This window comes from Nonomuraea thailandensis (assembly GCF_024172165.1).
Taxonomy (GTDB): Bacteria; Actinomycetota; Actinomycetes; order Streptosporangiales; family Streptosporangiaceae; genus Nonomuraea; species Nonomuraea thailandensis.
Genome location: NZ_JAMZEB010000002.1, coordinates 10,015,264 through 10,040,017, shown reverse-complemented (window position 1 = coordinate 10,040,017; position 24,754 = coordinate 10,015,264). Strand labels below are relative to the sequence as shown.

Annotated in this window: 25 protein-coding genes, 1 tRNA gene and 1 pseudogene; 10 read left to right on the top strand and 17 right to left on the bottom strand. The window is 71.7% G+C overall.

The genetic code is table 11. From position 1 onward, the window contains the following. Nucleotides 1–118: 118 nt before the first annotated feature. Complete coding sequence (locus tag HD597_RS50435; protein ID WP_080043977.1) at nucleotides 119–322, bottom strand: cold-shock protein; 204 nt, start codon at nucleotides 320–322, stop codon at nucleotides 119–121. Nucleotides 323–572: 250 nt separating this feature from the next. On the opposite strand from HD597_RS50435, the gene HD597_RS50430 reads away from it, so the two are divergent. Next, the gene (locus HD597_RS50430; RefSeq protein WP_308210861.1) at nucleotides 573–1,343 is read left to right on the top strand and encodes an HAD family hydrolase; all 771 of its coding nucleotides are present in this window, start codon (nucleotides 573–575) and stop codon (nucleotides 1,341–1,343) included. A gap of 44 nt (nucleotides 1,344–1,387) precedes the next feature. Here HD597_RS50430 and HD597_RS50425 read toward each other — a convergent pair whose 3' ends face one another. Both HD597_RS50425 and HD597_RS50420 read right to left on the bottom strand, forming a co-directional pair. Then, the gene (locus HD597_RS50425; RefSeq protein ID WP_253754510.1) at nucleotides 1,388–1,909 is read right to left on the bottom strand and encodes a bacterial proteasome activator family protein; all 522 of its coding nucleotides are present in this window, start codon (nucleotides 1,907–1,909) and stop codon (nucleotides 1,388–1,390) included. Between the two features lie 5 nt (nucleotides 1,910–1,914). Then, a complete protein-coding gene (locus tag HD597_RS50420) occupies nucleotides 1,915–2,871 on the bottom strand; it encodes an NAD(P)H-quinone oxidoreductase (RefSeq protein WP_253754508.1) in 957 nt (318 codons plus the stop codon). A gap of 114 nt (nucleotides 2,872–2,985) precedes the next feature. Here HD597_RS50420 and HD597_RS50415 point away from each other — a divergent pair, with 114 nt between their 5' ends. Continuing rightward, complete coding sequence (locus HD597_RS50415; RefSeq protein WP_253754506.1) at nucleotides 2,986–5,076, top strand: MinD/ParA family ATP-binding protein; 2,091 nt, start codon at nucleotides 2,986–2,988, stop codon at nucleotides 5,074–5,076. Between the two features lie 49 nt (nucleotides 5,077–5,125). On the opposite strand, the gene HD597_RS50410 is transcribed toward HD597_RS50415, so the two are convergent. Further along, nucleotides 5,126–5,215 (bottom strand) — tRNA-Ser (locus HD597_RS50410). A gap of 51 nt (nucleotides 5,216–5,266) precedes the next feature. Between HD597_RS50410 and HD597_RS50405 the strand changes: the two genes are divergently transcribed. Then, nucleotides 5,267–5,593: an STAS domain-containing protein gene (locus HD597_RS50405; protein WP_253754504.1), complete on the top strand. Its 327-nt coding sequence runs from the start codon at nucleotides 5,267–5,269 to the stop codon at nucleotides 5,591–5,593. Here the strand turns inward: HD597_RS50405 and HD597_RS50400 are convergent. The 6 genes from HD597_RS50400 to HD597_RS50375 all read right to left on the bottom strand — a co-directional run bounded on the left by HD597_RS50400 (nucleotide 5,590) and on the right by HD597_RS50375 (nucleotide 10,315). Then, nucleotides 5,590–6,435 (bottom strand): NUDIX domain-containing protein, encoded by an 846-nt coding sequence (locus tag HD597_RS50400; protein WP_253754502.1) that lies wholly within the window; start codon nucleotides 6,433–6,435, stop codon nucleotides 5,590–5,592. The genes HD597_RS50405 and HD597_RS50400 overlap by 4 nt on opposite strands. A gap of 12 nt (nucleotides 6,436–6,447) precedes the next feature. Continuing rightward, a complete protein-coding gene (locus HD597_RS50395) occupies nucleotides 6,448–7,173 on the bottom strand; it encodes a M15 family metallopeptidase (protein ID WP_253754500.1) in 726 nt (241 codons plus the stop codon). 134 nt (nucleotides 7,174–7,307) lie between these two features. Next, nucleotides 7,308–7,784: a universal stress protein gene (locus HD597_RS50390; protein WP_253754497.1), complete on the bottom strand. Its 477-nt coding sequence runs from the start codon at nucleotides 7,782–7,784 to the stop codon at nucleotides 7,308–7,310. Nucleotides 7,785–7,797: 13 nt separating this feature from the next. Next, the gene (locus HD597_RS50385) at nucleotides 7,798–8,034 is read right to left on the bottom strand and encodes a hypothetical protein (RefSeq protein ID WP_253754495.1); all 237 of its coding nucleotides are present in this window, start codon (nucleotides 8,032–8,034) and stop codon (nucleotides 7,798–7,800) included. Beyond that, nucleotides 8,031–8,459, bottom strand: a complete 429-nt coding sequence (locus tag HD597_RS50380) for a hypothetical protein (RefSeq protein WP_253754493.1) — start codon at nucleotides 8,457–8,459, stop codon at nucleotides 8,031–8,033. Before HD597_RS50380 ends, HD597_RS50385 begins: the two co-directional genes overlap by 4 nt. Beyond that, on the bottom strand, nucleotides 8,456–10,315 hold the full coding sequence (locus tag HD597_RS50375; protein WP_276083234.1) for an MDR family MFS transporter: 1,860 nt from the start codon (nucleotides 10,313–10,315) through the stop codon (nucleotides 8,456–8,458). The genes HD597_RS50380 and HD597_RS50375 overlap by 4 nt, the downstream gene beginning before the upstream one ends. Before the next feature lie 49 nt (nucleotides 10,316–10,364). On the opposite strand from HD597_RS50375, the gene HD597_RS50370 reads away from it, so the two are divergent. The 3 genes from HD597_RS50370 to HD597_RS50360 all read left to right on the top strand — a co-directional run bounded on the left by HD597_RS50370 (nucleotide 10,365) and on the right by HD597_RS50360 (nucleotide 13,441). Beyond that, entirely contained in the window at nucleotides 10,365–10,925 is a 561-nt protein-coding gene (locus HD597_RS50370) for a TetR/AcrR family transcriptional regulator (RefSeq protein ID WP_253754489.1), read from the top strand. Nucleotides 10,926–11,063: 138 nt separating this feature from the next. After that, complete coding sequence (locus HD597_RS50365) at nucleotides 11,064–12,386, top strand: glycoside hydrolase family 6 protein (RefSeq protein ID WP_253754488.1); 1,323 nt, start codon at nucleotides 11,064–11,066, stop codon at nucleotides 12,384–12,386. A gap of 65 nt (nucleotides 12,387–12,451) precedes the next feature. Continuing rightward, complete coding sequence (locus tag HD597_RS50360) at nucleotides 12,452–13,441, top strand: LLM class flavin-dependent oxidoreductase (protein WP_253754486.1); 990 nt, start codon at nucleotides 12,452–12,454, stop codon at nucleotides 13,439–13,441. Between the two features lie 30 nt (nucleotides 13,442–13,471). On the opposite strand, the gene HD597_RS50355 is transcribed toward HD597_RS50360, so the two are convergent. The 4 genes from HD597_RS50355 to HD597_RS50340 all read right to left on the bottom strand — a co-directional run bounded on the left by HD597_RS50355 (nucleotide 13,472) and on the right by HD597_RS50340 (nucleotide 16,268). Then, nucleotides 13,472–13,906: a DUF8820 family protein gene (locus HD597_RS50355; protein WP_253754484.1), complete on the bottom strand. Its 435-nt coding sequence runs from the start codon at nucleotides 13,904–13,906 to the stop codon at nucleotides 13,472–13,474. 11 nt (nucleotides 13,907–13,917) lie between these two features. Further along, nucleotides 13,918–14,982: a DUF6745 domain-containing protein gene (locus HD597_RS50350; RefSeq protein WP_253754482.1), complete on the bottom strand. Its 1,065-nt coding sequence runs from the start codon at nucleotides 14,980–14,982 to the stop codon at nucleotides 13,918–13,920. 94 nt (nucleotides 14,983–15,076) lie between these two features. Then, the gene (locus HD597_RS50345) at nucleotides 15,077–15,526 is read right to left on the bottom strand and encodes a hypothetical protein (RefSeq protein WP_253754480.1); all 450 of its coding nucleotides are present in this window, start codon (nucleotides 15,524–15,526) and stop codon (nucleotides 15,077–15,079) included. Continuing rightward, the gene (locus HD597_RS50340; protein ID WP_253754478.1) at nucleotides 15,516–16,268 is read right to left on the bottom strand and encodes a PAS domain S-box protein; all 753 of its coding nucleotides are present in this window, start codon (nucleotides 16,266–16,268) and stop codon (nucleotides 15,516–15,518) included. The genes HD597_RS50345 and HD597_RS50340 overlap by 11 nt, the downstream gene beginning before the upstream one ends. Before the next feature lie 188 nt (nucleotides 16,269–16,456). On the opposite strand from HD597_RS50340, the gene HD597_RS50335 reads away from it, so the two are divergent. Then, nucleotides 16,457–16,675, top strand: coding sequence for a hypothetical protein (locus HD597_RS50335; protein WP_253754476.1), 219 nt, complete (start codon nucleotides 16,457–16,459; stop codon nucleotides 16,673–16,675). A gap of 104 nt (nucleotides 16,676–16,779) precedes the next feature. Here HD597_RS50335 and HD597_RS50330 read toward each other — a convergent pair whose 3' ends face one another. Beyond that, nucleotides 16,780–18,051: a S8 family peptidase gene (locus HD597_RS50330; protein ID WP_253754474.1), complete on the bottom strand. Its 1,272-nt coding sequence runs from the start codon at nucleotides 18,049–18,051 to the stop codon at nucleotides 16,780–16,782. Continuing rightward, a complete protein-coding gene (locus HD597_RS50325; RefSeq protein ID WP_253754472.1) occupies nucleotides 18,048–18,875 on the bottom strand; it encodes a hypothetical protein in 828 nt (275 codons plus the stop codon). The genes HD597_RS50330 and HD597_RS50325 overlap by 4 nt, the downstream gene beginning before the upstream one ends. A 144-nt stretch (nucleotides 18,876–19,019) precedes the next feature. Between HD597_RS50325 and HD597_RS50320 the strand changes: the two genes are divergently transcribed. Together HD597_RS50320 and HD597_RS50315 are read left to right on the top strand one after the other, a co-directional pair. Further along, nucleotides 19,020–20,024, top strand: a complete 1,005-nt coding sequence (locus tag HD597_RS50320; protein ID WP_253754470.1) for an ATP-binding cassette domain-containing protein — start codon at nucleotides 19,020–19,022, stop codon at nucleotides 20,022–20,024. Further along, nucleotides 20,021–20,857: an ABC transporter permease gene (locus tag HD597_RS50315; RefSeq protein ID WP_253754469.1), complete on the top strand. Its 837-nt coding sequence runs from the start codon at nucleotides 20,021–20,023 to the stop codon at nucleotides 20,855–20,857. The genes HD597_RS50320 and HD597_RS50315 overlap by 4 nt, the downstream gene beginning before the upstream one ends. Nucleotides 20,858–22,906: 2,049 nt before the next feature. Here the strand turns inward: HD597_RS50315 and HD597_RS67120 are convergent. After that, nucleotides 22,907–23,731 (bottom strand): annotated as a pseudogene (locus HD597_RS67120) (BTAD domain-containing putative transcriptional regulator); the annotation flags it as partial. Between the two features lie 331 nt (nucleotides 23,732–24,062). Between HD597_RS67120 and HD597_RS50305 the strand changes: the two are divergent. Further along, the gene (locus tag HD597_RS50305; protein ID WP_253754467.1) at nucleotides 24,063–24,740 is read left to right on the top strand and encodes an SMI1/KNR4 family protein; all 678 of its coding nucleotides are present in this window, start codon (nucleotides 24,063–24,065) and stop codon (nucleotides 24,738–24,740) included. The last annotated feature ends 14 nt before the right edge of the window (nucleotides 24,741–24,754 follow it).

Here is a 24,754-nt window from a genome sequence, read left to right as displayed (position 1 = left end):
GTCGTGATCTTTCTCACGTTCGGGTTGTCCGGGACCGCCATTACGGACGGCCCCCGGACAGCAAAAGACCGGAGCCCGCTGGGAGCGAACCCCGGTCTATCTCGCTGCTACAGGTTCGTTAGAGGGCACGGACCTGAGAGGCCTGCGGCCCCTTCTGGCCCTGCGTGATCTCGAACTCGACCCGCTGGCCGTCTTCAAGGCTGCGGTAGCCGTTGCCGACGATCTCGGAGAAGTGAACGAACACGTCCGGCGCACCGCCGTCCGGGGCGATGAAGCCGAAGCCCTTCTCGGCGTTGAACCACTTGACGGTTCCCTGAGCCATAAAAGCTCTCCCTCAGGATGTGAATCTATGGGACCCACACCTCGTGGGTCCCGGTGTGTCGTACAGCAAGCACCCGGGGTGGCTCAGACAAAGTCATGCTGGTTTTCACTACGGGATCAGCTAATACAACGCCATCACATCTAACACCATTCTGGAGCGTTGGTGTTCCCGTCCTCAGGAAGATTTCTGTCAGGCGGCATCACCGGGCAAACTGGAACCTGTTATGCAGAGTCTTCCCGCACCGCGTCTAGTGGCCACCGACCTCGACGGAACCGCGCTGCGTACGGACGGAACCGTGTCTCCCCGCACGGTCGCCGCCTTCGCCAAAGTCGAGGAATCGGGGGCTGTGCTGGCCTTCGTGACAGGGCGTCCGCCCCGGTGGATGGGCGGGGTGGCGGGCGCGGTACGCCACCGTGGCCTGGCCATCTGCGCCAACGGGGCCCTGATCTACGATCTCCATACCGAACGGATAGTGGAATCTCACCTCATCGACGTGGAGGTACTCGAGGAAGTCGTCGCTCAGCTAAGAGCGAACGTGCCCGAACTCGTATTTTCGGTCGAGTATGAAGCCGGTTTTGCGCATGAGTCCGATTTCCGGCCGGGTGGCCTGGACCGCCGCCTGGGGGCGGTCCGGATCGACTCGGTGACCGCGGAGCCGTGCGCCAAGCTGCTGGCCCTGCACCCCGGCATGGGCGCGGACGAGCTGCAGGCCGTCGTGCACGAGCTGGTGGGGCACCTGGTGACGGCGACCCACTCCAGCCGCAGGGGCCTGATCGAGATGAGCGCTCAGGGCGTGACGAAGGCGAGCGCCCTGGCGGCGTTCGCCGCCGAGCACGGGATCAAGGACACGCAGACCGTCGCCTTCGGCGACATGCCGAACGACCTGCCCATGCTGAGCTGGGCAGGTACGTCGTACGCGGTCGCCAACGCGCACCCCGACGTGCTGGCTGCGGTCGATCACGTGACCGCGACCAACGACGACGACGGTGTCGCGCGGGTGATCGAGGAGCTCTACCGGTAGCGGCGCCCGGCGGCGGGCCTCCCCTCAGAGGTGGCGGGCACCCCCTAGAGGTACGGCCCCGAGCCGCCGTGCGGGCGCTGGCCCTCGTCACCGGGCACTCCAGGCACGCCGGGCAGCGCCCTGCGCATCTGCTCGAGCTGGGCCCGAGCAGCCATCTGCTGCGCGAACAGCGTGGTCTGGATGCCGTGGAACAACCCTTCGAGCCAACCCACCAGCTGGGCGTGCGCGATGCGCAGCTCCGCCTCGCTGGGCGGCGTGCCGTTGTCGTCGGTGAACGGGAGCGAGAGCCGCTCCAGCTCGTCGACCAGCTCCGGCGCCAGCCCGTCCTCGAGCTCCTTGATGGAGGACTCGTGGATCTCCTTCAGCCGCTTGCGGCTGGCCTCGTCGAGAGGGGCCGCGCGGACCTCCTCGAGAAGCTGGCGGATCATGCTGCCGATGCGCATCACCTTGGCGGGCTGCTCGACCAGGTTGGTCACCGATCGATCATCTTCGCCGTTATCGCCCTGACCTTGGAAGTCGGGGCCCACCACCACGATGTGGGGGGTGTTGTTGTCCTCAGCATTCATAACACTCACCGTACTAGCAGGATCTTGCCGACGTGCTCCCCCGAATCCAACATTCGGTGAGCTTGGGCGGCCTCGGCCATGGGGACCTCGGCGTACACGACGGGACGCACCGCACCCGCGCTGACCAGCGGCCATACGTTGTCGACGACGCTCCGGACGATGACGCCCTTGTCGTCCACCGGGCGGGCGCGCAGCGTCGTGGCGTGCACCGACAGGCGCTTGGAGAGCATGGCGCCCAGGTCGATCTCGCCCTTGCGCCCGCCCTGCAGCCCGATGATCACCAGCCGCCCGCCGGTGCGCAGCGCCCGGACGTTGCCCGCGAGGTACTTCGCGCCCATGATGTCGAGGATGACGTCGGCGCGCACCTTGTCGGCGAAGTCCTCCTCGCGGTAGTTGATGACCTCGTCCGCGCCGAGCTCCCTGACGCGCTCGCCCTTGGCCGCCGAGCCGACGGTGGTGACGACGTGCGAGCCGAGCGCCTTGGCGAGCTGCACCGCGAACGTGCCGATGCCGCTGGCCCCGCCGTGCACCAGGAGCGTCTCGCCCCTGCGCAGCCGGCCGACCATGAACACGTTGGACCAGACCGTGCACGCCACCTCGGGCAGCCCGGCGGCCTCACGCAGCGACACGTTTTCAGGCACGGGCATGACCTGCTGCCACGGCACGGCTACGCGCTCGGCGTAACCGCCGCCACCGAGCAGGGCGCACACCTCGTCCCCCGCCTTGAAGTGCTCCACGTCCGACCCGACCTCGGCCACCACTCCGGAGACCTCCAGCCCCGGATACGGCGGCGTGCCCTCGGGCGGGTCATAGAATCCTTGCCGTTGCAGGACGTCGGCTCGGTTCACCGCGGAAGCGGTCACGTCGATGAGCACGTCCCCGCGCTCGACGTGCGGCTCCGGCACCTCGCGCCACTCCAGGACCTCTGGTCCGCCCGGCCTGGCGATCTCAATGGCTCGCATGCGAACCACGGTAGCCGGGCAAAGAAGTTGTGGGTTGCAGGGCTGCGCACAAGCCCATGGCGTTAACCTGCAAGGTATTTGCTGCCCCTTTAGACCCACCCGAGGGGGAACACGGTGGCAAGACACGATCGAGAGGAATCTCTCGAGGAACAGCTGGCCTGGCTGGACGCGATCAAGGAGACGGAGGAGGCGCCTGTCCCTGTCAGCGCCTCCGGCGCCCTCGCCGACGAGCCGGTCGCATCGCCGTACCCCAAGGACCCGTGGGCGCTGGTGCCCCAGCACCACGACACCCCGACGCCGCCGCTCTTCCGCGCGGCCGTCGACTCCGTGTACGGCGCCGATGCGGCCGAGGAGGTCCCCGAGCGGGAGAGCGAGGCCGGGGAGTGGCTCGGCGAGGCCACCGTCAAGGTGGAGCCCGCGGCGCCCGCCGACGACCCCTTCCACGCGCCGCTGAAGCCGTTGCCGCGGCCCGACGACACCGATGCCTACCCGTCGCTGTCGTTCACCCCGCCCGATCAGGCCGACTCCCAGCCCGAGCGGGCCGAGGAGACGACGTGGCCGCCTTCGGGGGAGGAGACGGCGTGGGTGACGCCGCCCGACTGGCCGCGCCCGGCCACCGAGGAGGCCGTTCCCGCCGCGGACTCGCCGCATGCCGGGGAGTCGTCGCGTGCCGGGGAGTCGTCGCGTGCCGGGGAGTCGTCGCGTGCCGGGGACGAGCCTGCCCGCGCGGAGGAGGAGCCTCCCGCGGTCGAGGAGAAGGTCGCGTGGGCCGACACCCAGCCGCGTAACGAGCGGCCGGCCTGGGAGGAGCAGGCTGACGAGCCCGCCGGGGCGGAGCCGCCGCGCGCCGATCTCCCGGAGTGGGCCGAGTCGTCGCAGACGCGGCCGCGCGGCGACCTCCCGCAGTGGAACGAGCCCGAGGCCCGCCTCCAGGAGCAGCGCCTCACCTGGTCGGAGCAGCAGCCGGACCGTTCCCACTGGAGCGAGCGGCCGTCGGAACGCTCCGACTGGAGCGAGCGGCCGGCCGATCGCCCCGAGTGGAGTGACGAGCCCGCCGACCGGCCCGCCTGGAGCGACCAGCCGTCCGAGCACCTCCACCAGCCTGAGCCCGCTCACCAGCCGGAGCACGCCCGGCAGCCGGAGCAGCGGCCCCAGTGGACCGAGCAGCACGAGTGGCGTCCCGCCGAGCGCGAGATCCCGCCGCCGCCGCGCCGCCGCCCGGCCCCGACCCCGGTGTTCACCGCCTCGCCCAGGCCGCCGGTCACCGGCCGCCCGACCGCCGAGAGCCTCGACCCGGAGTCCCTGCTTCGCGGACGGCGTAACGCCCCCTCCAAGGGCTGGCGCCGCCTGGTCTACCGGGCGTCCGGAGGCTGGATCAAGCCGGGCGAGTCACCGGAGGTGCGCCGCCGCCGCGAGCTCGTCACGAGGGCCCGCACTCCGGTCACGGCCGGTCACCACCGCGTGGCCGTGCTCAGCCTGAAGGGCGGGGTGGGCAAGACGACGACCACGGTCGGCCTCGGCGCCACCCTGGCGGCGATGCGCGGCGACCGCGTCATCGCCGTGGACGCCAACCCCGACAGGGGAACGCTGTCCGACAAGCTCGTCCTGGAGACCTCGGCCACCGTGCGCGACCTGCTCAACGAGCGTGACCAGGTCAAGCGGTACGTCGACATCAGGGCGTTCACCTCGCAGGCGCCCTCGCGGCTGGAGGTGCTGGCCTCCGACCGCGATCCGTCGGTCTCCGAGGCGTTCAGCGGCGCCGACTACCAGGCCGTCTCCCAGGTGCTGGAGAACTTCTACTCGATCTGCATCACCGACTGCGGCACCGGCCTGCTGCACTCGGCCATGGGCGGCGTGCTCGGCCTGGCCGACCAGATCGTGCTGGTCAGCTCCCCGTCCGTGGACGGCGCCAGGGCGGCCTCCGCGACGCTCGACTGGCTGGAGGCGCACCACTACGCCGACCTGGTCAAGAACGCGACCGTGGTGCTGTGCAGCGTCAGGCCCCGGTCGAAGTCGGCGGTGGACATCAAGAAGCTGGAGGCCCACTTCGCCGCCCGGTGCCGCGCGGTGATCAGGGTGCCGTACGACCCGCATCTGGAGGAGGGTGCGGAGATCGACCTCGACCGGCTCCAGGAGCCGACGAGGGAGGCGTACCTGCAGCTCGCCGCCTGCGTGGGCGACGGCTTCGCGGGCGTCAGGGACTGACCCCCGGGCGCTCCTGCCGGCGGCGCACGTCAGGAGCGTGGGGAACGGCTGGCGGAGGGTGTGGGATTCGAACCCACGAGGCCATCGCTGACCTGGCCGCTTTCAAGGCGGCTGCACTCGTCCACTATGCGAACCCTCCTGTGCGGAAACCACGATAGCGGCTGTGGTGACAGGGGTGTACGTTCAGGAGGTGGCGGATCTCAGCGTCGAGGTGCAGCGTGACGAGCGCGACGCGCTCGTGCGCCTCACCGGCGACCTCGACAAACTGACGGCGCCGCTGCTGAAGGACGCGTTGGTGCAGCTGTTCGCCGAGGGCCGGGTGCAGGTCGTGATCGACGCCGAGCAGCTGGACTTCTGTGACTCAAGCGGCCTGTGGGTGCTGGTGGAGCACCAGCGCAGGGTCTCCGCGCACGCCGGCTCCTTAGGCATCGTGAACGTCCACGGGGTGTTGCAGCGCGTGCTCGACGTGACAGGCCTCAAGGCCGCCTTCGACCGCGTGGTCCCCGTCGAGCTCTAGACGCCGAGCTGCGACAGCAGCCACTTCGGGCCCACGGTCTCGGCACCCAGCAGGCTCACCCGTTCCTTCAGCCCTCGGTCGGCCGTGACGACGAGCACCCGCTCCCACGGCTTGGCCTGGCGCACGATGTCCACGATGGCGTCGTCGCCGCTGCCGGTGGCCGCGACCACCTGGACGCCCTCGACGGCCGGCGCGCTCCTGGCGGCGCCCTCCACGACCGCCACCATCCTCGGGTACCACTGCGCCAGCACGGGATGCGCCAGCCGCAGCACCGAGACCTCGCGCAGCAGCCGGGTCGCCGCCCCCAGCCGGTCGTTCCACCAGCCGCGCTCGGCCCGCGCGCCGACGATGTTGGCCACGTCCAGCACGATCGTCTCCGGCCTGATCGCCTCCTGGATGTCGCTCCACGTCGCGGCGAAGCCGGGATGCAGCCTGCGCGCGGGGATCTCGGGCAACGCCAGCCAGCGCAGCTCGGTGCTCTCGCGGTTGGCCGGCGCCGCGGCCAGCAGCTCGGCCGACTCGGCGATCACCGTCTCGAACGCCCACCCGCCGTGGTCGTCGAGGTAGACGCCCTGCACCCGCAGGCCGTCACCGGCCAGCGCCGCCTCCTCGTGGGCCTCGCGCAGAGCGCTGGCGACCGCGTCCTCGTGGCTGTCGCGGGCTCCGCCGGGCAGCCCCCAGGTGCCGCCGTGGTGGCTCCACCAGGAGCGCTTCTGCATCAGCACGTACGGCACCCCGGCGTCGTCGTGATGGACGACGAGCAGCCCCGAGGCGCCGTGCACCCCCCAGTGCCTGTGGCCCTGGGCGCACTCCGTCCAGCCGTCGCCGTCCCTAGCCGTCATGGGCCAATTCTCTCAGCCTCCGCCCTTGGAGAAATGCTGGTAGTCCTTGGCTCCCGACCAGTACCCGCCCCACTCCCAGCCCACGGCGGCGAAGGCCTTGACGACCTTGTCGCCCGGATTAATCACACCTTTACCCTTAATTGGGCGCTCGGTGAACTTCTTGGCATTCTGGTGTGCTGTGCCGCCGCTCGCGGTGACATATGGGTTCTGCTGGGGATTGATGTCTATTGCTTCCCCGTATGCGTGATTTGACCAGTTGCTCGACCCGGTCGCCCGGCGGCAGTTGAAGGCCGAGGTGTTGTTGGCGTCGATCGAGTCGAAGTCGTCCGCCTCGAACGCGTCCACCAGCTTCATCTGCTCGATCGGCCAGCGCCAGTCGTACAGCTTCTCGAAGACCGTCTCGATGTCGTCGGTGACCGTGTCGCGCACCACCAGCTCGCCGGTGTGCGGCTTGTCGTCGAAGCCCCAGTACGTCAGCGTCACCAGCCGCAGGTCCCTGTAGTGGACGGGGCAGCCGGGGCGCCAGGAGTAGGGAAGCCGGTCGCGGGAGACCCGCGAGACCTTCGAGGTGAACTCGGGAGGCCCCGTGGACGTGGGCGTCGCGGGTGCGGGCGTGGGTGATTGCGGCGCTTCTTGCCCGGGGGCCGAGGTCGCGGGGGCCGGCACCGAGGCCGGCTGTCCCGCGCCGCACGAAACGGTCCCGAGCACCACGAGCGCCAAGGCGGCAGCACGTCTCATCTAGCCACCATATGCGACGTCTGGCCAGGTCAACGGGCTATCGACGCCATGAGTGCGGCCCGCGTGGCGCACGGCGCCGCCGGGACCGTGCGGCGCCGGGGTCAGGGGACGACGAGGACCGTGCGGCGCCGGGGTCAGGGGACGACGAGGACCGTGCGGTGCGCCCGTTTCGCCAGATGGGCCGCCACCGACCCGCGCCAGGGCGATCGGGAGCGGCCCACGACGATGCCGTCGGCCATGTGCGTGCTGGCCAGCGTCTCCAGCGCCCTGGCCGGATCGCCGCGCAGGCTGACGAACCGCCAGCGCACCCCGGCGCCGCGCAGTTCGTCACGCAGCTCCTCGGCCAGGTCCGCCCCCGAGTCGGGGATGATCGGCGACCCGGCGAAGAACCAGAGGGAGGCGGTGTTCAGCGACTCCACGAACGCGATGAGCAGCGCCGCGTCGTCCCGCCGGGCGAGCCCGGCCGCGTACGCCAGCGCGTTGCGGCTCGGGCCCGAGCCGTCGAAGCCCACGACGAGCAGGCCGGCGCCGTCCTTGCCGATCTCGAACCGCCCTGCGGGGAGCCGGCCGGCGACGGGCTCCCACTGCGGGTCGATGCCATTGCCGGACACGGCATGACTCGCGTCAGGAGTCGGCGTGCTTGCCGCGGCGGGCCAGTTCGCGCAGGGCGTCGGCCGCGTAGACCACGAGGGCGGCGAACGAGAGCGCGGCGATCCCGCCGCCGACCCACAGGTCGTTGATCGTCGCCTCCGCGTACTCGGCGCCGCGCGGCTGGTAGCCGACCGCGAACGGGGCCGCGACCAGCCACAGGCCGGCCAGGAACAGCACGACCAGGGCGGCTACGCCCAGCTTGGCCTTCATCGGTTCTCCTCCGCTCCGACCAGGGGAGCCTTGCCGTTCTGGCGGTGCTCGCCCGTGCGGGTGCTGTGGTTCAGGTCCTCGCGCAGCGCCTCGACCAGCGGCGCGAGCAGGGTGGCCAGCTCGGCCGACGAGGCCTGCGGCGCGGCGGCCACCGGCACGGGCTCGGGCTCCGGCTCGGGCCGCCGCGGCTTCGGCACGACCAGGCCGCGTACGACGAGGTCCTCGTAGATGGCCAGCACGAAGGCAATCGCGCCCACGAGGCCCACGACGGCCACCCCGAGGCCGGCGAAGAACTCGGACTGGGTGGCGTTCGTCCAGTCGGCGCCCTCGGGCTGGGTGCCGAGGGCGAAGGGTGCGATCATCAGCCACAGCCCGGCCAGCACGGCCAGGGCTGCCGCGACGGCGCCCACGAACTTGCGAATCATTGCGAGATTCCTCCTGTTACGAGGTCTTTCTGTGGGGGCGTGGCCTGCGCGATCAGAGCGCGCGAGGTGGGCCGCAGCACGTCGTGCACGACCGATCTCGCCCGCTCGCGCTCCGAGCGGTCGTCAGGCGGCGCCATCTTGGCGACGGCGGTGAGCAACGCGGAGCCTTCGCCGTTCGCCCGCTCGATGCGCTGGGCGATGAGCTCCAGCAGCAGCCCGGCCAGGACCAGGTCGTCCTTGTTGAGCGGCTTGGGCTCGGGGGCGGCGGGGGTGCTCGCCCCGCGCAGCGGCAGCTCCTTGAGGAAGAGCGTGGCCAGGAAGCCGAGCAACGCGATGGGCACGCCCACCAGGAACACGGTCTCCAGGCCCCTGGTGAACGCCTCCAGCACGATGTTCTTGATCGGCGTCGGGAGCATCTGGATGGCGCTGGGGCTGCCGAGCTTGACCTCGGAGCCGCCGGGCAGGTTGATGCCCGCCGCCTTGACCATCTCGGCGATCTCGTCCTTGAGCCGGCTCGTCAGGATGGCGCCGAACGCGGCCACGCCCACCGCGCCGCCGAGCGACCTGAAGAACGACACGCCGGACGTGGTCGAGGCCATGTCCCGCAGCTCGGAGCCGTTCTGCGCGGCCAGGATGAGCATCTGCATCGACAGGCCGAGCCCGACGCCCAGCACCGCCACGTCGAAGCCGATCAGCCACTCGCTGGAGTCCACGTGCAGCCGGGACAGCAGGAACAGCCCGATGGCCACGATGAGCAGGCCCGCGACCGGGAAGATCTTCCACTTGCCGGTCTGGGTGACGATCTTGCCGGAGATCACGCCGGCCAGGAACAGGGCGACGACCATGGGCAGCGTCATCAGGCCGGAGTTCGTCGGGCTGAGGCCCTTGACGATCTGCAGGTACTGCGGCAGGTAGATCATCGCGCCGAACATGGCCATGCCGACGAACAGCGAGGCGAGGCTGGTCAGCACGAACGTCGGGTTGCGGAACAGGCGCGGCGGCAGGATCGGGTTGCGCGCGGTCCGCTCCGACAGCACCGCCAGGGCCAGCATGAGCAGGGCGACCGCGCCCAGGAAGTACGTCCAGCCCGAGTTCCACTCGAACTCGTTGCCGCCCAGCGTGAGCAGCAGCATCAGCGCGCTCGCGCTGGCCGTGATCGTCGTGGCGCCCCAGATGTCGATCGAGGTGCTGCGCCTGACCCTCGGCAGCTTCAGCACCTTCTGGATCACGAAGAAGGACACCAGCGCGAACGGCACCACCACGTAGAAGCACCAGCGCCAGCCCAGCCAGTCGGCGTCCACGATGAACCCGCCCAGCAACGGCCCCGCGACCGTGGAGATGCCGAAGACGGCCCCCATGTAGCCGGAGTAGCGGCCACGCTCGCGGGGGGAGACGATGTCCCCGAGGATCACCTGGCTCAGCGCCGACAAGCCACCCACGCCCAGGCCCTGTACGGCACGCGCCGCGATGAGCTGCCCCATGTTCTGCGACAGGCCCGCCACGAGCGACGCCGCGACGAACAACGCCAGAGCGGTCTGGAAGAGCAGCTTGCGCCCGAAGAGGTCGGACAGCTTGCCCCACAGCGGTGTGGAGACCGTCATCGTCAGCATGGTCGCGCTCGCGACCCATGAGTACTGGTCCTGACCGCCTAGCTCCCCCACGATCGTCGGCAGCGCGGTGCCCACCACGGAAGTCGAGATCATCGACGTGAGCATCGCGAGCATGAGCCCGGACATGACCTCGAGGATTTCGCGGTGCGTGTAGGTCCGCTGCTTCGTGGGGGACGCGGCCTGCGCCTGGGCTACCAAGACACAACATCCCCTTCTTACAGTTTTATCCGAGTTGAGTATACGCATGTTTACTAGCCGCGCGGTAAGTGGGGTGTGCGTTCAGTAGAGTGCGGGCATGAACCGGCAGGTGACTGAGGCCAGGCCGCGCGACCGTGAGGCCACCCGGGAGCGCATCCTGCAAGCGGCTCGCACCCTGTTCGGCGAGCAGGGCTACGAGCAGGTGACCGTCCGCATGATCGCGGCGGCGGCCGAGGCCAACATCGCCCTGGTGGGCCGCTACTTCGGGTCGAAGGCCGGCTTGTTCGCCGCCGTCCTGCAGGGCGAGCCGACCTTCGGCGAGCTGTTCACGGGCCGGCCGGAGGAGCTGGCGCGGCGGCTGGCCGAGTACGCGGCCCAGCGCATGCGGCATCCCCCGGAGAGCCCGATCCTGCGCACGCTCGAACGTTCGGCCTACCATCCGGAGGTGCGCACGGCGGCCAGGGAGCGCCTGATCACGGCGGTGCTCAGCCCGCTGGAGGCCACGCTCTCCGGCCCTGACGCGCACGCGCGCGCCCGCATGGCCGTCTCGGTCGTGCTGGGCATCGGGGCGATGCGCCGCCGCGTCGGCCCCGAGGAGCCCACGCCGGCCGACGTCGACCGGCTGACCGCCGTCTTCGAGGCGTGCCTGGCCGGTTGAAAGTTTCACCGCTCATCGCGGCCCTGACCTGCGATGGCGGCTTGGAGATCGATCCGATGTCTTTGTCCGGCCCGGGAGCGCTATCTAGCATCCAGATGCCCGTGGGAGCGCTCCCACCCGACGGACGGAGTTATCTACATGTCTCGCAGAAGGCCCATGTGGGCGGCGCTCGTCACGGCGGCCGCCATGGCCGCGGCGGGAGCGGTGGTCATGGCAACCCCCAGCGCGCAGGCCGCCGACTCCGCTTTCTACGTGGATCCGCAGACCAACGCCGCCAAGTGGGTGGCCGCCAACCCGAACGACAGCCGCACCCCGGTGATCAGGGACCGCGTCGCCGCCGTGCCGCAGGGGCGCTGGTTCGCCACGTACAACCCCTCGACCGTGCGCAGCCAGGTGGACGCGTACGTCGGCGCCGCCGCGGCCGCGGGCAAGATCCCGATCATGGCCGTGTACGCGATGCCGAACCGCGACTGCGGCGGCCCCAGCGCGGGCGGCGCCCCCGACCACACGGCCTACCGCGCCTGGATCGACGAGATCGCGGCCGGCCTGGCGGGCCGCCCCGCCTCCATCGTCCTCGAACCCGACGCCCTGGCCATCATGACCAACTGCATGAACGCCTCGGAGCAGGCCCAGGTGAAGGCGTCCATGGCCTACGCGGGCAAGCGGTTCAAGCAGGCGTCCTCGCAGGCCAAGGTGTACTTCGACATCGGCCACGACGGCTGGCTGTCCGCCTCCGAGGCCGCCTCCAGGCTGGTCGGCGCGGACGTGGCCAACAGCGCCGACGGCCTCGCGGTCAACACCTCGAACTACCGCGCCACACCGGGGCTCGTCTCGTACGCGAAGAACATCATCGCGGCGACCGGCGTGTCCAGGCTGAAGGCGGTCATCGACACCAGCCGCAACGGCAACGGCCCGTCCGGCAGCGAGTGGTGCGACCCGGCGGGCCGCGCCACGGGCATCTGGAGCACCACGGAGACGGGCGACGCGGCCATCGACGCCTACCTGTGGGTCAAGCCTCCGGGCGAGGCGGACGGCTGCATCGCCGGGGCCGGGCAGTTCGTGCCGCAGCGCGCGTACGACCTGGCCGTCGCGGCGGGCGGCACCTCCACGCCCACCGTCACCCCGACCGTCACCCCCACCGTGACGCCCACCACGGGGCCGGGTGGCTGCACCGCCACGTACAAGGTGGCGAGCCAGTGGTCGGGTGGCTTCCAGGGCGAGGTCACCGTGAAGAACACCGGCTCGGCGCAGACGAGCGGCTGGCGGGTCGGCTGGACGCTGCCGAACGGCCAGACGATCTCGCAGCTCTGGAACGGCACCCTGACCGGCACCAGCGGCGCCGTCAGCGTCACGAACCTCAACTGGAACGGCACGCTGGCCGCCGGCGCGAGCACCACGTTCGGCTTCCTCGTCAACGGGCAGGGCGGCACCCCCGCCACGGTGACGTGCACCTCCTCATGAAATAACGCGCCTTTCGCGGCTGTTGTCCACTGCCAGGTCAACCGCTCTGCGAAAGGCGCGTACTCATGGCTCTGCCGCTGTCCATCCTGGATCTGGCGCACATAGGCGAGGGCGAGACCGCGGCGGACAGCTTCGCCGCCAGCGTCGCCCTGGCCCAGCGAGCCGAGGAGCTCGGATACCGGCGCGTCTGGTACGCCGAGCACCACAACATGGACAGCATCGCCTCCTCGGCCACCAGCGTGCTCATCGCCCACGTCGCCGCCCACACCCGGACGATCCGCCTGGGAGCGGGCGGCGTCATGCTGCCGAACCACTCGCCGCTGACCATCGCCGAGCAGTTCGGCACGCTGGAGACGCTGCACCCGGGGCGCATCGACCTCGGGCTCGGCCGCGCGCCCGGCAGCGACCAGCAGACGATGCGGGCGCTGCGCCGCAGCCCCGCCTCCGCCGACTCCTTCCCGCAGGACGTGCTGGAGCTCCAGGGTTACCTGACGGGCGAGACCCGCATCCCGGGCGTGCACGCCACCCCGGGCAAGGGCACGGACGTGCCGCTCTACATCCTCGGCTCCTCGCTGTTCGGCGCCCAGCTCGCCGCCATGCTCGGCCTGCCGTACGCGTTCGCCTCGCACTTCGCGCCCGCCGCGCTGGAGGAGGCCGTCGCCGTCTACCGGCAGGAGTTCAAGCCGTCGGCGCAGCTCGCCGAGCCGTACGTGATCGCCGCCCTGAACGTGATCGCGGCCGAGACCACCGAGGAGGCCGAGGAGCAGTTCCTGGCCTCCAAGCGGCTCAGGGTGAGCAAGTTCCTCGGGCGGGGGCGCACGTTCACGACCGAGGAGGCCGACATGATCCTCGACTCCCCGGCCGGGCAGCAGCTCGTGCAGATGGCCAAGTACTCGGCGGTCGGGAACCCCCCCGAGGTCAAGGCGTACGTGGAGCGGTTCGCCGAGCACGCCCGGGCCGACGAGCTGATCGTGGCGTTCTCGGCGCCCGACAGGAAGGCCTGGATGCGCTCGGCGGAACTGCTCGCCGACGTGTGGATCGGCGACCAGCAGTGAGCGGCGCCCGCTGATCGGCGTGCGCCGTCGCTAGTCCGCCACCAGCCGGGAGCGGGTGCTCGTCTCGTACTCGCGCTGGCGCCGCACCACGTACGTGCCGGGTGCGCATCCCGAGCCCCCGTGTTCGGGATGCAGCAGGTAGACGGGGGCGGTGGCGTCGAACATGCCGATCGCCAGCCCCTGCCCGTCCCGGACGTGCGTGGTCCAGCGGCAGGTGCCCGGCTCGGCGACGAGCGTGTGCGGGTTGCCGCCGGCCGCGCCGCGCAGCAGCTCCACGCCCTCGGCGGGCACGGGCCGCCACCTGGCGTCGCCCCACACGGTGACGTCGGCTTCGGACAGCGGGATGACGATCAGGTCGCCCTGGGCCTGGAGACCGTCGAGCACGGGGATCCGTACGGACTGTTCGAGGTGGTCGAGCACGGTGAGCCCGGTCCGGGAGGTGAGCTCGGCAAGGGTCATGGTCATGGGAATCACCTTCAGGTTCTGCGCAGGAGTCGGGAGTACTGCTCGGCGGACAGCCCGTACGTCCAGCCGGCGGCGGCGAGCGGATCGGTGAAGTGGCCCGGCACGGTCAGGCCGTACCGCCGGCGCCGGCCGTCGCGCTCGACGGAGCCGTTCACCGCGACGAGCACCTTCGTCTCCCGCCGCATGTCGTAGAGCCGCAGCTCGGAGCCCGGGTTGCCGGGGTCGGGCGCCGTGCCGACCAGCCTCAGCCCGGCCTGCTCGACGTATTCGGGCCAGCCGAGGCGCTCGATGGCGCACCGCCTGACCTCGACGTTGGTCTCGGCCGCGATGCGCTCGGCGGTCGGGTCGGTGATCACCCAGGCCGGCACGCGGGTGCCGTGCCAGGAGTGCAGGGACCAGCCGTCGGCGTAGCGCACGGCGGGGCCGTCCGCGTGGTGCAGCCGCACCTGGCCGTCGTCCTTCCACACCTCCGTGTGCAGGGCGACGGGCCGCTCCGACACGACGCACACGTGCTCGGCCGGCCACCACCAGTGACACGAGGAGGCCACCGTCGCCCACAGCCCCCACTGCCGGAGCTGCTCGGCGGTGAACACCACCCCCGCGATCCGGCGCAGCGCGTCGTAGTGGGCGATCCAGGCGACGAGCTGGCTTTCGTGCCAGCGGTTGGTCCAGGCGAACTCCCCGGTGTGGGCGTGTGAGAGCGGCCGGAGCAGGCAGTCCCCGCCGCTGTTGAGCAGCGGAGCCTGCACCGTACGCCTGATGACCTGTTCGAGCGGCTGTTGCAGCCCTCGCACCTTGGCGTCGATGCCGCGGCGCAGCTCGTTCTTGAGCGCGACGAGCCGGGGCGGCAGCGGCCATTCGGCCACCCGTTCCAGGCTCTGCGCAGGGCCCAGCCCCGGTGGCACGGTCGCCAGCGCGATGAGCGGCGAGGCGACCCAGTGGAAGCGGGGCGGCGGCAGCCCGATCAGGTGGTACAGGGCGGAGATTGCGGCCTCTGCGGCCGGACGGTCGGCGGGCAGCGTCGAAAGCGCTTGGCCCAGCCATCGCTCGCGGATCTCGGCAGCTTCCCGCTGCACGTGAGCGCTCACCGATCTAGGGCGGTGGCGCCCTCCCTTCGCATGATCATGCGACCGATGGTGACAGACGGGCAGGGCGGCTGTCCACCCCCGGTCACTCCTGCTGCGGATGCCGGAGCTGGTACGGGCCGGTGGTCTCGGAGGCCGGCGCGGGTGACAGGCCCGCCGTCAGGAGCTGGGTGCGCAGCGTGACCACCGTACGGTCCAGCGCCCTGATCTGCGCCTGCAGGCGGCGGATCTGGTCGCGCATCGCCGTGGAGGCGGTCTGCTCCTCGGCCAGGTCGGTGCTCACCTGAGTGGCCTGGCTCTGCATGCGGGTGAGCTGTTTCTCCAACTGGTCCAGCGCGTCCTCGTAGATCGTCTTGGCCCGCAGGAACGCCTCGGCGTCCACCTTCGAACGCTCCAGCTCCGCCTGCCGTTCGACCTGGAGCAGCGCGGTCTGGTGGGTCTTCCGGTTGGCGTCGGTGGCCGAGCGGAAGGCGAGGTAGGCCACCCCGAGCGGGACCGCGCCGATGGCCACCTGGATGAGGATGTCAGTCAGCATCGCCGCCTCGCATGGGCCTGATCACTCCGGTGTAGGCGATGCCGTCGTCGCCGTGCCAGGCGTTGACGGTCAGCGCGATGGGAAACTCGCTGCCGTCGCGCCGCAGCCCGACCAGCGGGATGATGTGGCCTGCCAGCTCGGACACGCCGGTGACGCGCACCCTGGCCAGGCCCTCGACGTGCTGGTCGCGCAGACGCGGCGGCATGAGGATGGTCAGCGGCCGGCCCACCGCCTCCTCGGTGCTCCACCCGAACAACTTGGCGGCCTGCGGGTTCCACGACTGGATGAGCCCGTCGGCGTCGGCGACGACGACCGCCGCCCCGCCCGTCGCGCGGTCCGCCGTGACGGCCTCGGGCCAGGTCGCGATCAGCGCGATCCAGCCGCCGAACGCCAGCCAGACCGCCGCCCCCACCCAGCCGCGCGGGTTGTCGCCGGTGAAGGTCGAGATCAGGTACACCAGGCCGTACAGCAGGAGCAGCGCCGTGGCGGCGGCGAAGGCGACCCGGTCCGAGCGCAGGAACATCTGCACCAGGCACAACGCGCCCGTGGCGGCCCAGGCCAGGGCCCAGGCGTCGAGCGGGGCGATGGCGGCGAGCACCGCGTAGCTCGGGGTCGCCGCCTGCCCGGCAGGAGGGAACGCCAAGGAGGCGGCGATGGCTAAGCAGAGCAGGCCCACGAAGGCCAGCGAGGCGCCGCGACGGCCGATGCGATGCAGGACCCGCGTGAGGTATCCGTTACTCACGGTCGCTAGATTAATGCATATAGTTAGCTTTGGTAGGTGGTTATACCGACGCGAAAGTTTCCGCCGATGAGCGGCCACTCTTCGTAATCACATGCGGCGTGGCATCGTTCCCAGGTAGTCCTTGAGTGCCCGCTTTCGCACGACAACGGGGGCTGGACCGGCCGCAGGGCGCTCGTTAGAGTGACCGCATGACTACAGTGGGTCACGACGTAGAAGCACTTCGCACCGCGTTCCCCGACTGGTCGTTCTTCTTCAGCGACGAGGGGGTCCTCTACGCGACCAGGCGCGGGGTCCGGCTCGACGACGCAGACATCCTCAAGGGGTTGCATCAGACGGTCAGCGCCAACGACGTGGAGACGGTGATGGACCTCCTGCAGGACCAGGCGCGTGTGGCAGCGATGTCATAGCACCGGAGGGTCGAAGTCGAAGTCGAGGCGCCTGCGCTGCCTCCGCCACGTCGACGTCGGGATGGTTTCCTGTGGTGGGAACGCAACGCGCCCGACGCCTGATGTCAGCGCCCGCCCATCGAAGGCCCGCCCATCGAAGGCCCGCCCATCGGAGGGCCGCTCATGGGAGGTCCAGGCACGCGACGGGCGCGTGGCCTGCGCATGAGCAGCGCCGCGCCCAGCAGGAACAGCAGCCCCACCCCGGCGGCCGCGCCGCCCACGGCGACGTAGGACATGTCGATCGGCGGGTTGGTCGTCGGCGGGGCGACCGGCCCGTCACCGAAGTACTCGTCCCCCTTGTACGGCGCCGCCTCGATCTCGCTCTTCCCGGCGGCCCCCGCGGCCCGCACCGCCGCTGCCGCGTCGATCAGCCCGAAGCCGACGAACACGTTGTAGCCGCCCGCCGGTTTCTGCGCCGTCCGCAGCAGGATGTCGCGCACCTGCCGGGGCGTCAGGCCGGGGTTGCGGGACAACATGAGCGCCACGGTGCCCGCCGCGAGCGCGCAGGCGGGCGAGGTGCCGTTCCCCATCCGGTAGCCGCCGCCGTTGTCGGCGGCGTAGATGTCCACGCCGGGCGCGGCGATCTGGTTGTACGTGTGCACCTGCGAGAACTCGGCGCGCGCACCGCCGGGCCCCATGGCCGCCACCGCGATCACCCCCGGGTACGCGGCCGGGTAGGCGACGGTGTTGTTCGCGTCCACCTCCAGCGGGTCGGTCGATCCGCCGTTGCCGGCGCTGGCCAGCAGGACGACCCCCTTGCCGAGGGCGTAGTCGACGGCCGAGGCGGTGAGCTCGTCGTAGTCGCTGCCGAGGCTCCACTCGTCGCTGCCGAGGGACATGGAGATCACCTGGGCGCCCTTGTCGGCGGCGTACCTGATGCCCTCGGCCAGCGCGCCGGCCGCCTTGACGCTCTGTTCGTCGGCGGGGCCGCCCGACTCGGCGGCCTGCTCGGCACGCTTGCGCGCGGGGTCCTCCTCGTCCCACAACACCCGCACGTCCAGCACCTCGGCCTGCGGTGCGACCCGCAGCACGCTGGAGGCCATGGCGGTGCCGTGCTCGCCCCAGTACGGCCTGCCCGGCTCGGCGCCCCCGCCGATGAAGTCGGGGCCGGCGGTCACCCGCCCGCGCAACTCCGGATGGTCGCGCATGACCCCGGAGTCCAGGACCGCCACTGTGATGCCCTTGCCCTGCCCGAGCCGGTGCGCGGCGGGCACCTTCATGACCTGCTGCTCCCAGCCTCGCGGCGCCTCCGCCGCGGCCGGACCGGCGCCGGCCGGGATCAGCCCGGCGACCAGCACGGTGACCAGCACGGCCGGGCTGACCAGCCTGCGGATCACGGTCCCACCTTCCTGGCCTCGGCCTGCACGCGGGTGGAGATGCTCTGCGCCAGCCCCTGCGCGGTGTGCGCCCACGCCTCGCGGTCCTCCTTCTGGGGATGGGCCCGCTTGCCCCATGGCTGTGGCAGCCTTCCCGCCCTGCGGCCGTCCGCGGGGCCGGCGGTCACCGCCACGTACATGGGCGTGTTCCCGATGCTCCAGCCGCCGTTCCCGGCCCGCGCGGCGTCCTTCCACCGGGTGCCGGGCGCGGCGAGGGCGCGTACCACGTGATCCGGCTTCTCGTCGGCCTCGCTCATGACGTCCTGCAGCTCCTGGCGGGCGTACTCGTTGTCGCGGAAGGCGATCAGGGCCACGGTGGCGGCGGTTCCTCCGGTGTCGTCCAGGTAGGTGGCGCGCAGGGCCGCGACGCAGCCGCCCTTGACGGCGGCCCGCGCCAGCTCGCCGGAGAGCGCCTGCCGGCAGGAGGTGCCGGAGGAGACGGCGGCCCTGGTCCAGCCGCGCTCGTCGTTCGGGTCGCGGTAGGTCTTGTCGGGGTGCTCCCGGCCGAGCCGCGGGGGGAACAGCGTCTCGACGGGCACGTTGCGCCACAGCTGCCTGGCGTACTCGGGGTTGTGGATGGTCTGCCGGCTGTTGGAGTACGCCTTCGCGATGAGCGCGCCGCCGCCCAGCAGGGGCAGCAGGCCGAAGCCCGCGAGGAGCAGCCCCACGGCGATCCGCCACGGTCTGCGGGGCGGGCGGGCCGGCGGCGGCTGCGGCCAGGGCGCGTACGGGGGCGGCTGAGGGGGATGAATCCCCGGCCCGGAGCCGGACGGGGGGTACATCATCGTCTCTCCTGTCGTGCGAACCGGCCTCTCGGGTGGTCTGTTTCGGCCTTTTTGATCAGTTTGAGCGTTCTGACCTTATCGGTCATGAGAGCGGGTGAAACCACGTGAGGGTGCCGTGAAACCGCCGCCGCCGACAGTGGAGCCATGAACATCGCAGAACTCGGACGTGCCGGGGGCGGCGATCTGGCCGTACGTACGGAAGGGCTGGCGAAGTCGTTCGGCGGGCATCGGGCCGTCGACGGGATCGACCTGCGCGTACGCCCCGGTGAGATCTTCGGCGTCCTCGGCCCGAACGGCGCGGGAAAGACCACCACGCTACGGATGCTGGCCACCCTGCTGACGATCGACGCGGGCCGCGCCGAGATCTTCGGCGTGGACGTGGCCGGCAACCCGCACGTGATCCGCCAGCTCGTCGGCGTCACCGGACAGTACGCCTCGGTCGACGAGAACCTGACCGCCCGCGAGAACCTCTGGCTCTTCAGCCGCCTCCAGGGCATCGCCGCGCCGCGCGCCCGGCGCATCGCCATCGACCTGCTGGGCCAGTTCGGCCTGGAGCAGGCCGCCGACAAACCCATCGCGCAGTTCTCCGGCGGCATGCGCCGGCGACTCGACCTGGCGGCCAGCCTGATCAGCAGGCCACCGCTGATCTTCCTGGACGAGCCCACCACCGGGCTCGACCCGCGCACCCGCGGCCAGATGTGGGACACCATCCGCGGCCTGGTCGCCGACGGCTGCACGGTGCTGCTGACCACGCAGTACCTGGACGAGGCCGACCAGCTCGCCGACCGCGTCGCCGTCATCGACCACGGCCGCAAGGTCGCCGAGGGCACCCCCGACGAGCTGAAGAGCGCGGTCGGCGACTCGACCCTCCAACTGCTGCTCGCCGAGCCCGGCGAGGTGCCCGCCGCCGTGGACGTCGTGCGCCGCGTGCTCGGCTCCGAGCCGGTGCTCAGCCCGGAGCAGGGCCGGCTCAACGTCGCGCTCGACCAGGCCGACCTGGCCGCGGACGTGCTGATCGCGCTGCGCACCGCCGGGGTGTCGATCACCTCGGTGAGCGTGGCCAAGCCCAGCCTGGACGAGGTGTTCCTGGCCCTCACCGGTCATGGGACCGGCGGTGACGGCGAAAGCGGTACGGAGGAGAGCCGATGACCACCACGATCGCACCCGCCCGCGAGGCGGTCCAGGCCGCCGACCGCGTGGCCGCCGCCCGGCGCCGCGTCTCCATGGGGGAGACGGTCGGCCAGACGCTGACCATGGCGTGGCGGGCGCTGAAGAAGATGCGCAGGAACCCGGAGCAGTTCTTCGACGTGGCGTTCCAGCCCATCCTGTTTACCGCGATGTTCGCCTTCGTCTTCGGCGGCGCCATCGCGGGCGACGTGCAGAGCTACCTGCCCCTGATGGTCCCCGGCATCCTCGCCCAGACCGTGCTGACGACGTGCATGGCCACGGGCACGCAGCTCCGCGAGGACATGGAGAAGGGGGTCTTCGACCGGTTCAAGTCGCTGCCGATCGCCCGGATCGCGCCGCTCGCCGGCCCGATGGTGGCCGACCTGGTGCGGTACCTGATCGCGGCCACGCTGACCTTCGGCATGGGCCTGGTGATGGGCTACCGCCCGGGCGGCGGGGCCGGCGGCGTGCTCGCCGCGATCCTGCTCGCCATCTTCACCGGGTGGTCGCTGGCGTGGGTCTTCACCTGGGTCGGCACGATCGCCCGCAGCGCCCAGGCCGTCCAGGGCATCTCCATGATGATCCTGTTTCCGCTGACGTTCCTGTCGAACGCGTTCGTGCCCGTCGAGACGCTGCCCGGCTGGCTGGCGGCGTTCGTCCGGATCAACCCCGTCTCACACCTGGTCACGGCCGCCCGCGACCTCGCCAACGGCGCGCTCGTCAGCGGCGCGGTGGCCTGGACGCTGGTGGCGTCCGTGATCGTCGTCGCGATCTTCGCGCCGCTGTCGGTGCGCAGCTACAAGCGGCACATGTGACCCGCCCCCGTGACGCACCTGCTCGACGAGCTCGCGCGCCTCGCCGAGCAGGTCGGAGCCGCGCCGGTCGCCGTACTCGGCCCGCCTGGCGGCGATCATGCCGGGCGCGGCCCGCTCCGCGTACGGCTCGATCCGCTCGAACGACAGGCTCGGCGAGGCGCTGTTGTACGCGAACCGTTCGGCCAGCACCAGCAGCCCGATCGCGTCGCCGGTGGGCATGGCGCCCCGCAGCAGCCCCCAGGCGCCGAGCGCGAAGAGCATCACGCCGCACAGCGGGTAGTCGAGGGCCGGATCGTCCACGGTCAGCACGTCGTAGCCGCAGAGGGTGGAGAACAGCTCCGCGCCGTAGCGGACGTCCTCCGGCGGGGCGTGATAGGCGTACGCCGCCAGGGTGGCCGACTCGGCCACCAGCGTCCACGGCGTGCACTCCGTCATCGGCACCCCGGGCAGGCGCAGGCCGCGCGCCTGCTGGACGGCCGTGCGGTACTCCTCCAGCGCGGTGGCCGTCTCACCGCGGGCGAGCGCGATCTCGGCCGCGCACAGCGAGACCATCGCCACCCCGCCGAGCACGACCTGCCTGTCGTTGATCCGCTCGATCGCGGACAGCTCGGCCTGCGCGGTGCCGAGGTCGTCGTCGGCCAGCGCGGAGGTCAGCAGCAGCGCGCGGAGCTGGGTCTCGTCGTCGGCGGCGCCGAGCCGGCTCAGCACCGGGATGGCGACGCGGGCGTGCTCCACCGCCTGCCGCCGGTCGCCGAGCTGCATGATCAGATGCGCCAGCACAGCGTGCATCATCGCCGGGAACCACGGGCCCTCGTCCTGCGCGGTCAGCGCCAGCGTCCGCTCGGCCGCCTCCATCGCCCCGCGCATGTCGCCCGCGTTCTCCAGGACGTGCACGCTCGCGTGCGTCGCCGCCCGCGCCACGTCGGGATCGGCGTCGCCGCGCAGCTCCGCCAGCCGGCGGTGCATCTCGGCGCCGTCGTTCGTGTGGCAGGCGAGCGCCACCCCGGCCATCGCCGCGATGCGGGCATCCGTCGCCTCACCGGCGGGCAGCCTGCGGAGCAGGTCGCGCAGCGGCTCGTCGCGGACGTCGGCGGCGACGAGCACGTTCATCAGCGTGATCAGCATGGCGGCCCTGGTCACCTCGACCAGGTGCGGCGGCGGCCACCAGCCGCTGATCACCTGGACGATCGCCTCGCGGTGGGCGATGATCCGGAGATGGTCGCCGCGGATCGACCACAACGCGCCGACCCCGGCCAGGAGCTGCACCGTCGTGACCGGATCCGACTCGCCGAGCGCCTGCCGGAGCAGGTCGGCGAGGTTGCCCTCCTCCGCGCGCAACGCGTCGGCCGCCTCGAACTGCGCCGGGCCGAACAGCACGGAGGCGTGCCGCAGCGCGTACTCCGTCGCCCAGGCCCGCTGCGCCTCCCGGGCGGGCCCCTCCTCGCCGGCCTCCTCCAGCCGCATCCGGCCGAACTCCCTGACGGTCTCCAGCATCCGGTAGCGCAGGCCGTACGCCGTCTCGCGGACGCTCAGCATCGACTGCTCGGTCAGCGCGTCCAGGACGTGCAGGGCGTCCGGGCCGAGCACGTGCTCGGCCGCCTCCAGCGTGAAACCATCGCCGAACAGCGACAACCACCGCAACGCCCGCCGCTCGGGCTCGTCCAGCAGGTTCCACGACCAGTCGATGACCGCCTGCAGTGTCCGGTGCCGGTCGGGAGCCGTGCGGTTCCCGCCGCGCAGCAGCGCGAACCGGTCGGCCAGCCGCCGCGCGATCTCCTCCACCGACATCACCCGCACCTTGGCCGCCGCCAGCTCGATCGCGAGCGGCAGCCCGTCGAGGCGGGCGACGACCTCACCGACCACCGCGTCGTCGATCCGCACGCCGGGGCGGGCGGCCGTGGCGCGCTGGCGGAACAGCTCGACGGCGTCACCCGCGGGCAGCTCGCCGAGCAGGTAGACGCGCTCGGCGGGGATCGACAGGGGAGCGCGCGAGGTGGTGAGCACCCGCAGGTCGCGGGTCGTCACGGTGAGGAACCCGACCAGATCGGCCACGGCCTCGATCACGTGCTCGCAGTTGTCCAGGATCAGCAGCGCCGGGGTCTGGTCGAGCCGCTGGGCGATCCGCGCGCGGACGTCGGCCCGCTGCTCGGCGGTCAGCGCGTGACGCCCGCTCACGGAGTCACGTACGCCCAGCGCCGAGCCCACCTCGCCCACCACGCCCTCCGGTGAGGAGACGCCGACCAGCTCGACGAAGTGGGCGACGGGCTGCGCGGCCCTCCTGCCCGCCACGTGCGCCAGCCGCGTCTTGCCCAGCCCGCCGGGGCCGATGACCGAAACCACCCGGTGGGTCTGCAGCAGGGCGTGCACCGACCGGATGTCGTCGTCGCGGCCGAGCAGCGAGGAGCCGTCGAACAGGATGCCCTGGCGCACCGGCCGATCGGCGACGAGCAGTTCGGCGTACACGCGGGCGAGCTCGGGCCCCGGCTCGGCGCCGAGCCGCGCGGCCACCCCCACGCGATAGCGCTCGTAGCGCTCCAGCGCCGCGGCGGCCCCGCGCACGGCGGCCTCGCTGCGCAGCAGGCAGGCGAGCAGCTCCTCGTCGTGCGGCCGCTCGGCGGCGGCCTCCTCCAGCAGCGGCAACGCGCTCTCATGGGCGCCGCTCCGCCCCCGCGCGATCGCGGCCACCCGCCGCGCCTCGGCCACCCACTCGCCCGCGACGTCCCTCAGCTCGGCCAGCGCCCCCGTGGCGCCGTCCGGGCCGCCCGCCGCCAGCCCCATGGCCTCCTCCGCACGGCCCCGCGCCGCCGCCACGTCGTCCGCGCCCAGCGCCGCCCGCGCCTCCTCCACCAGCAGGCCGAGCCGCAACGCGTCCACCTGGCCGGCCGCCAGCCCGAGCCGGTACCCGCGCGGGATCCGCTCCACGACATCGGCGCTGGTCGCCGCCCTGGTCCGCGAGACCACCACCTGCAGCGCCTTCGTCGGGTTGGCCGGCGCCTCCTCGGGCCACAGCTCCTCGACCAGCCGCTCGTCACTCACCCCCGCCCGCCCGTGCAGCGCGAGCACGGCCAGCAAGGTGTGCGCGCGATCGCCGACCACACGCGCACCCTGCCAGCGGACGCCGTCGAGCAGGACCAGTACGGGGGACACACCCTCAGCTTACGGACCAGCGCCTCCAACCCGCGCTGATCTCTGTATCGTGCCGGACGTGACGCGGACCGACTGGTTGGACGTTCGAGAACGGCTCTCACGCCTGAGCGCCCTGGCCGGCGCCCAAGCGGTGTTCGGCTCGGCGGGCCACGGCTGGAAGCTCGACCCGCCCCTGGAGGCGGAGGAGCTGGCCGGCCTGGAAGCGCAGCTCGGGGTGGAGCTGCCCGGCGAGTACCGCTCCTTCCTGCTGCAGGCAGGACGCGGTGGAGCCGGCCCCGCCTACGGGCTCTTCCCCGTTCGCCTCCTGGACGGGCGGTGGCGGTGGGAGGGCGACGGCGCCGACCTCACCGACCTCGACTCGCTGGGCCGGCCGTTTCCTCACGTGGAGGCGTTCGACCCGGCCGAGGGGCTGCCGGAGCCGCCCGACGAGGAGGACTTCGACTCCACCGAGGCCTTCGACGCGGCCGAGGAGGCGTACTGGGAACGGCGCGACGCCGTCGTCTACGACCGCCGCCACCGGGTGGGGCTGCTGTACCTGTGTCACCTGGGGTGCGCGTACCGGGAGGCTCTGGTGATCAGCGGGCCCGCGCGGGGGCAGATGTGGGCCGACGACCTCGCCGGCGACGGTGGGTTCCGGCCGTTGTACGGCGATGACGGGGAGCGGCTCGGGTTCGCCCGCTGGTACCGGCGCTGGCTGGAAGCCGCGCAGGACCAGGCGTCGTCGAAGGACGCGTAACGACCCCGGGCTCC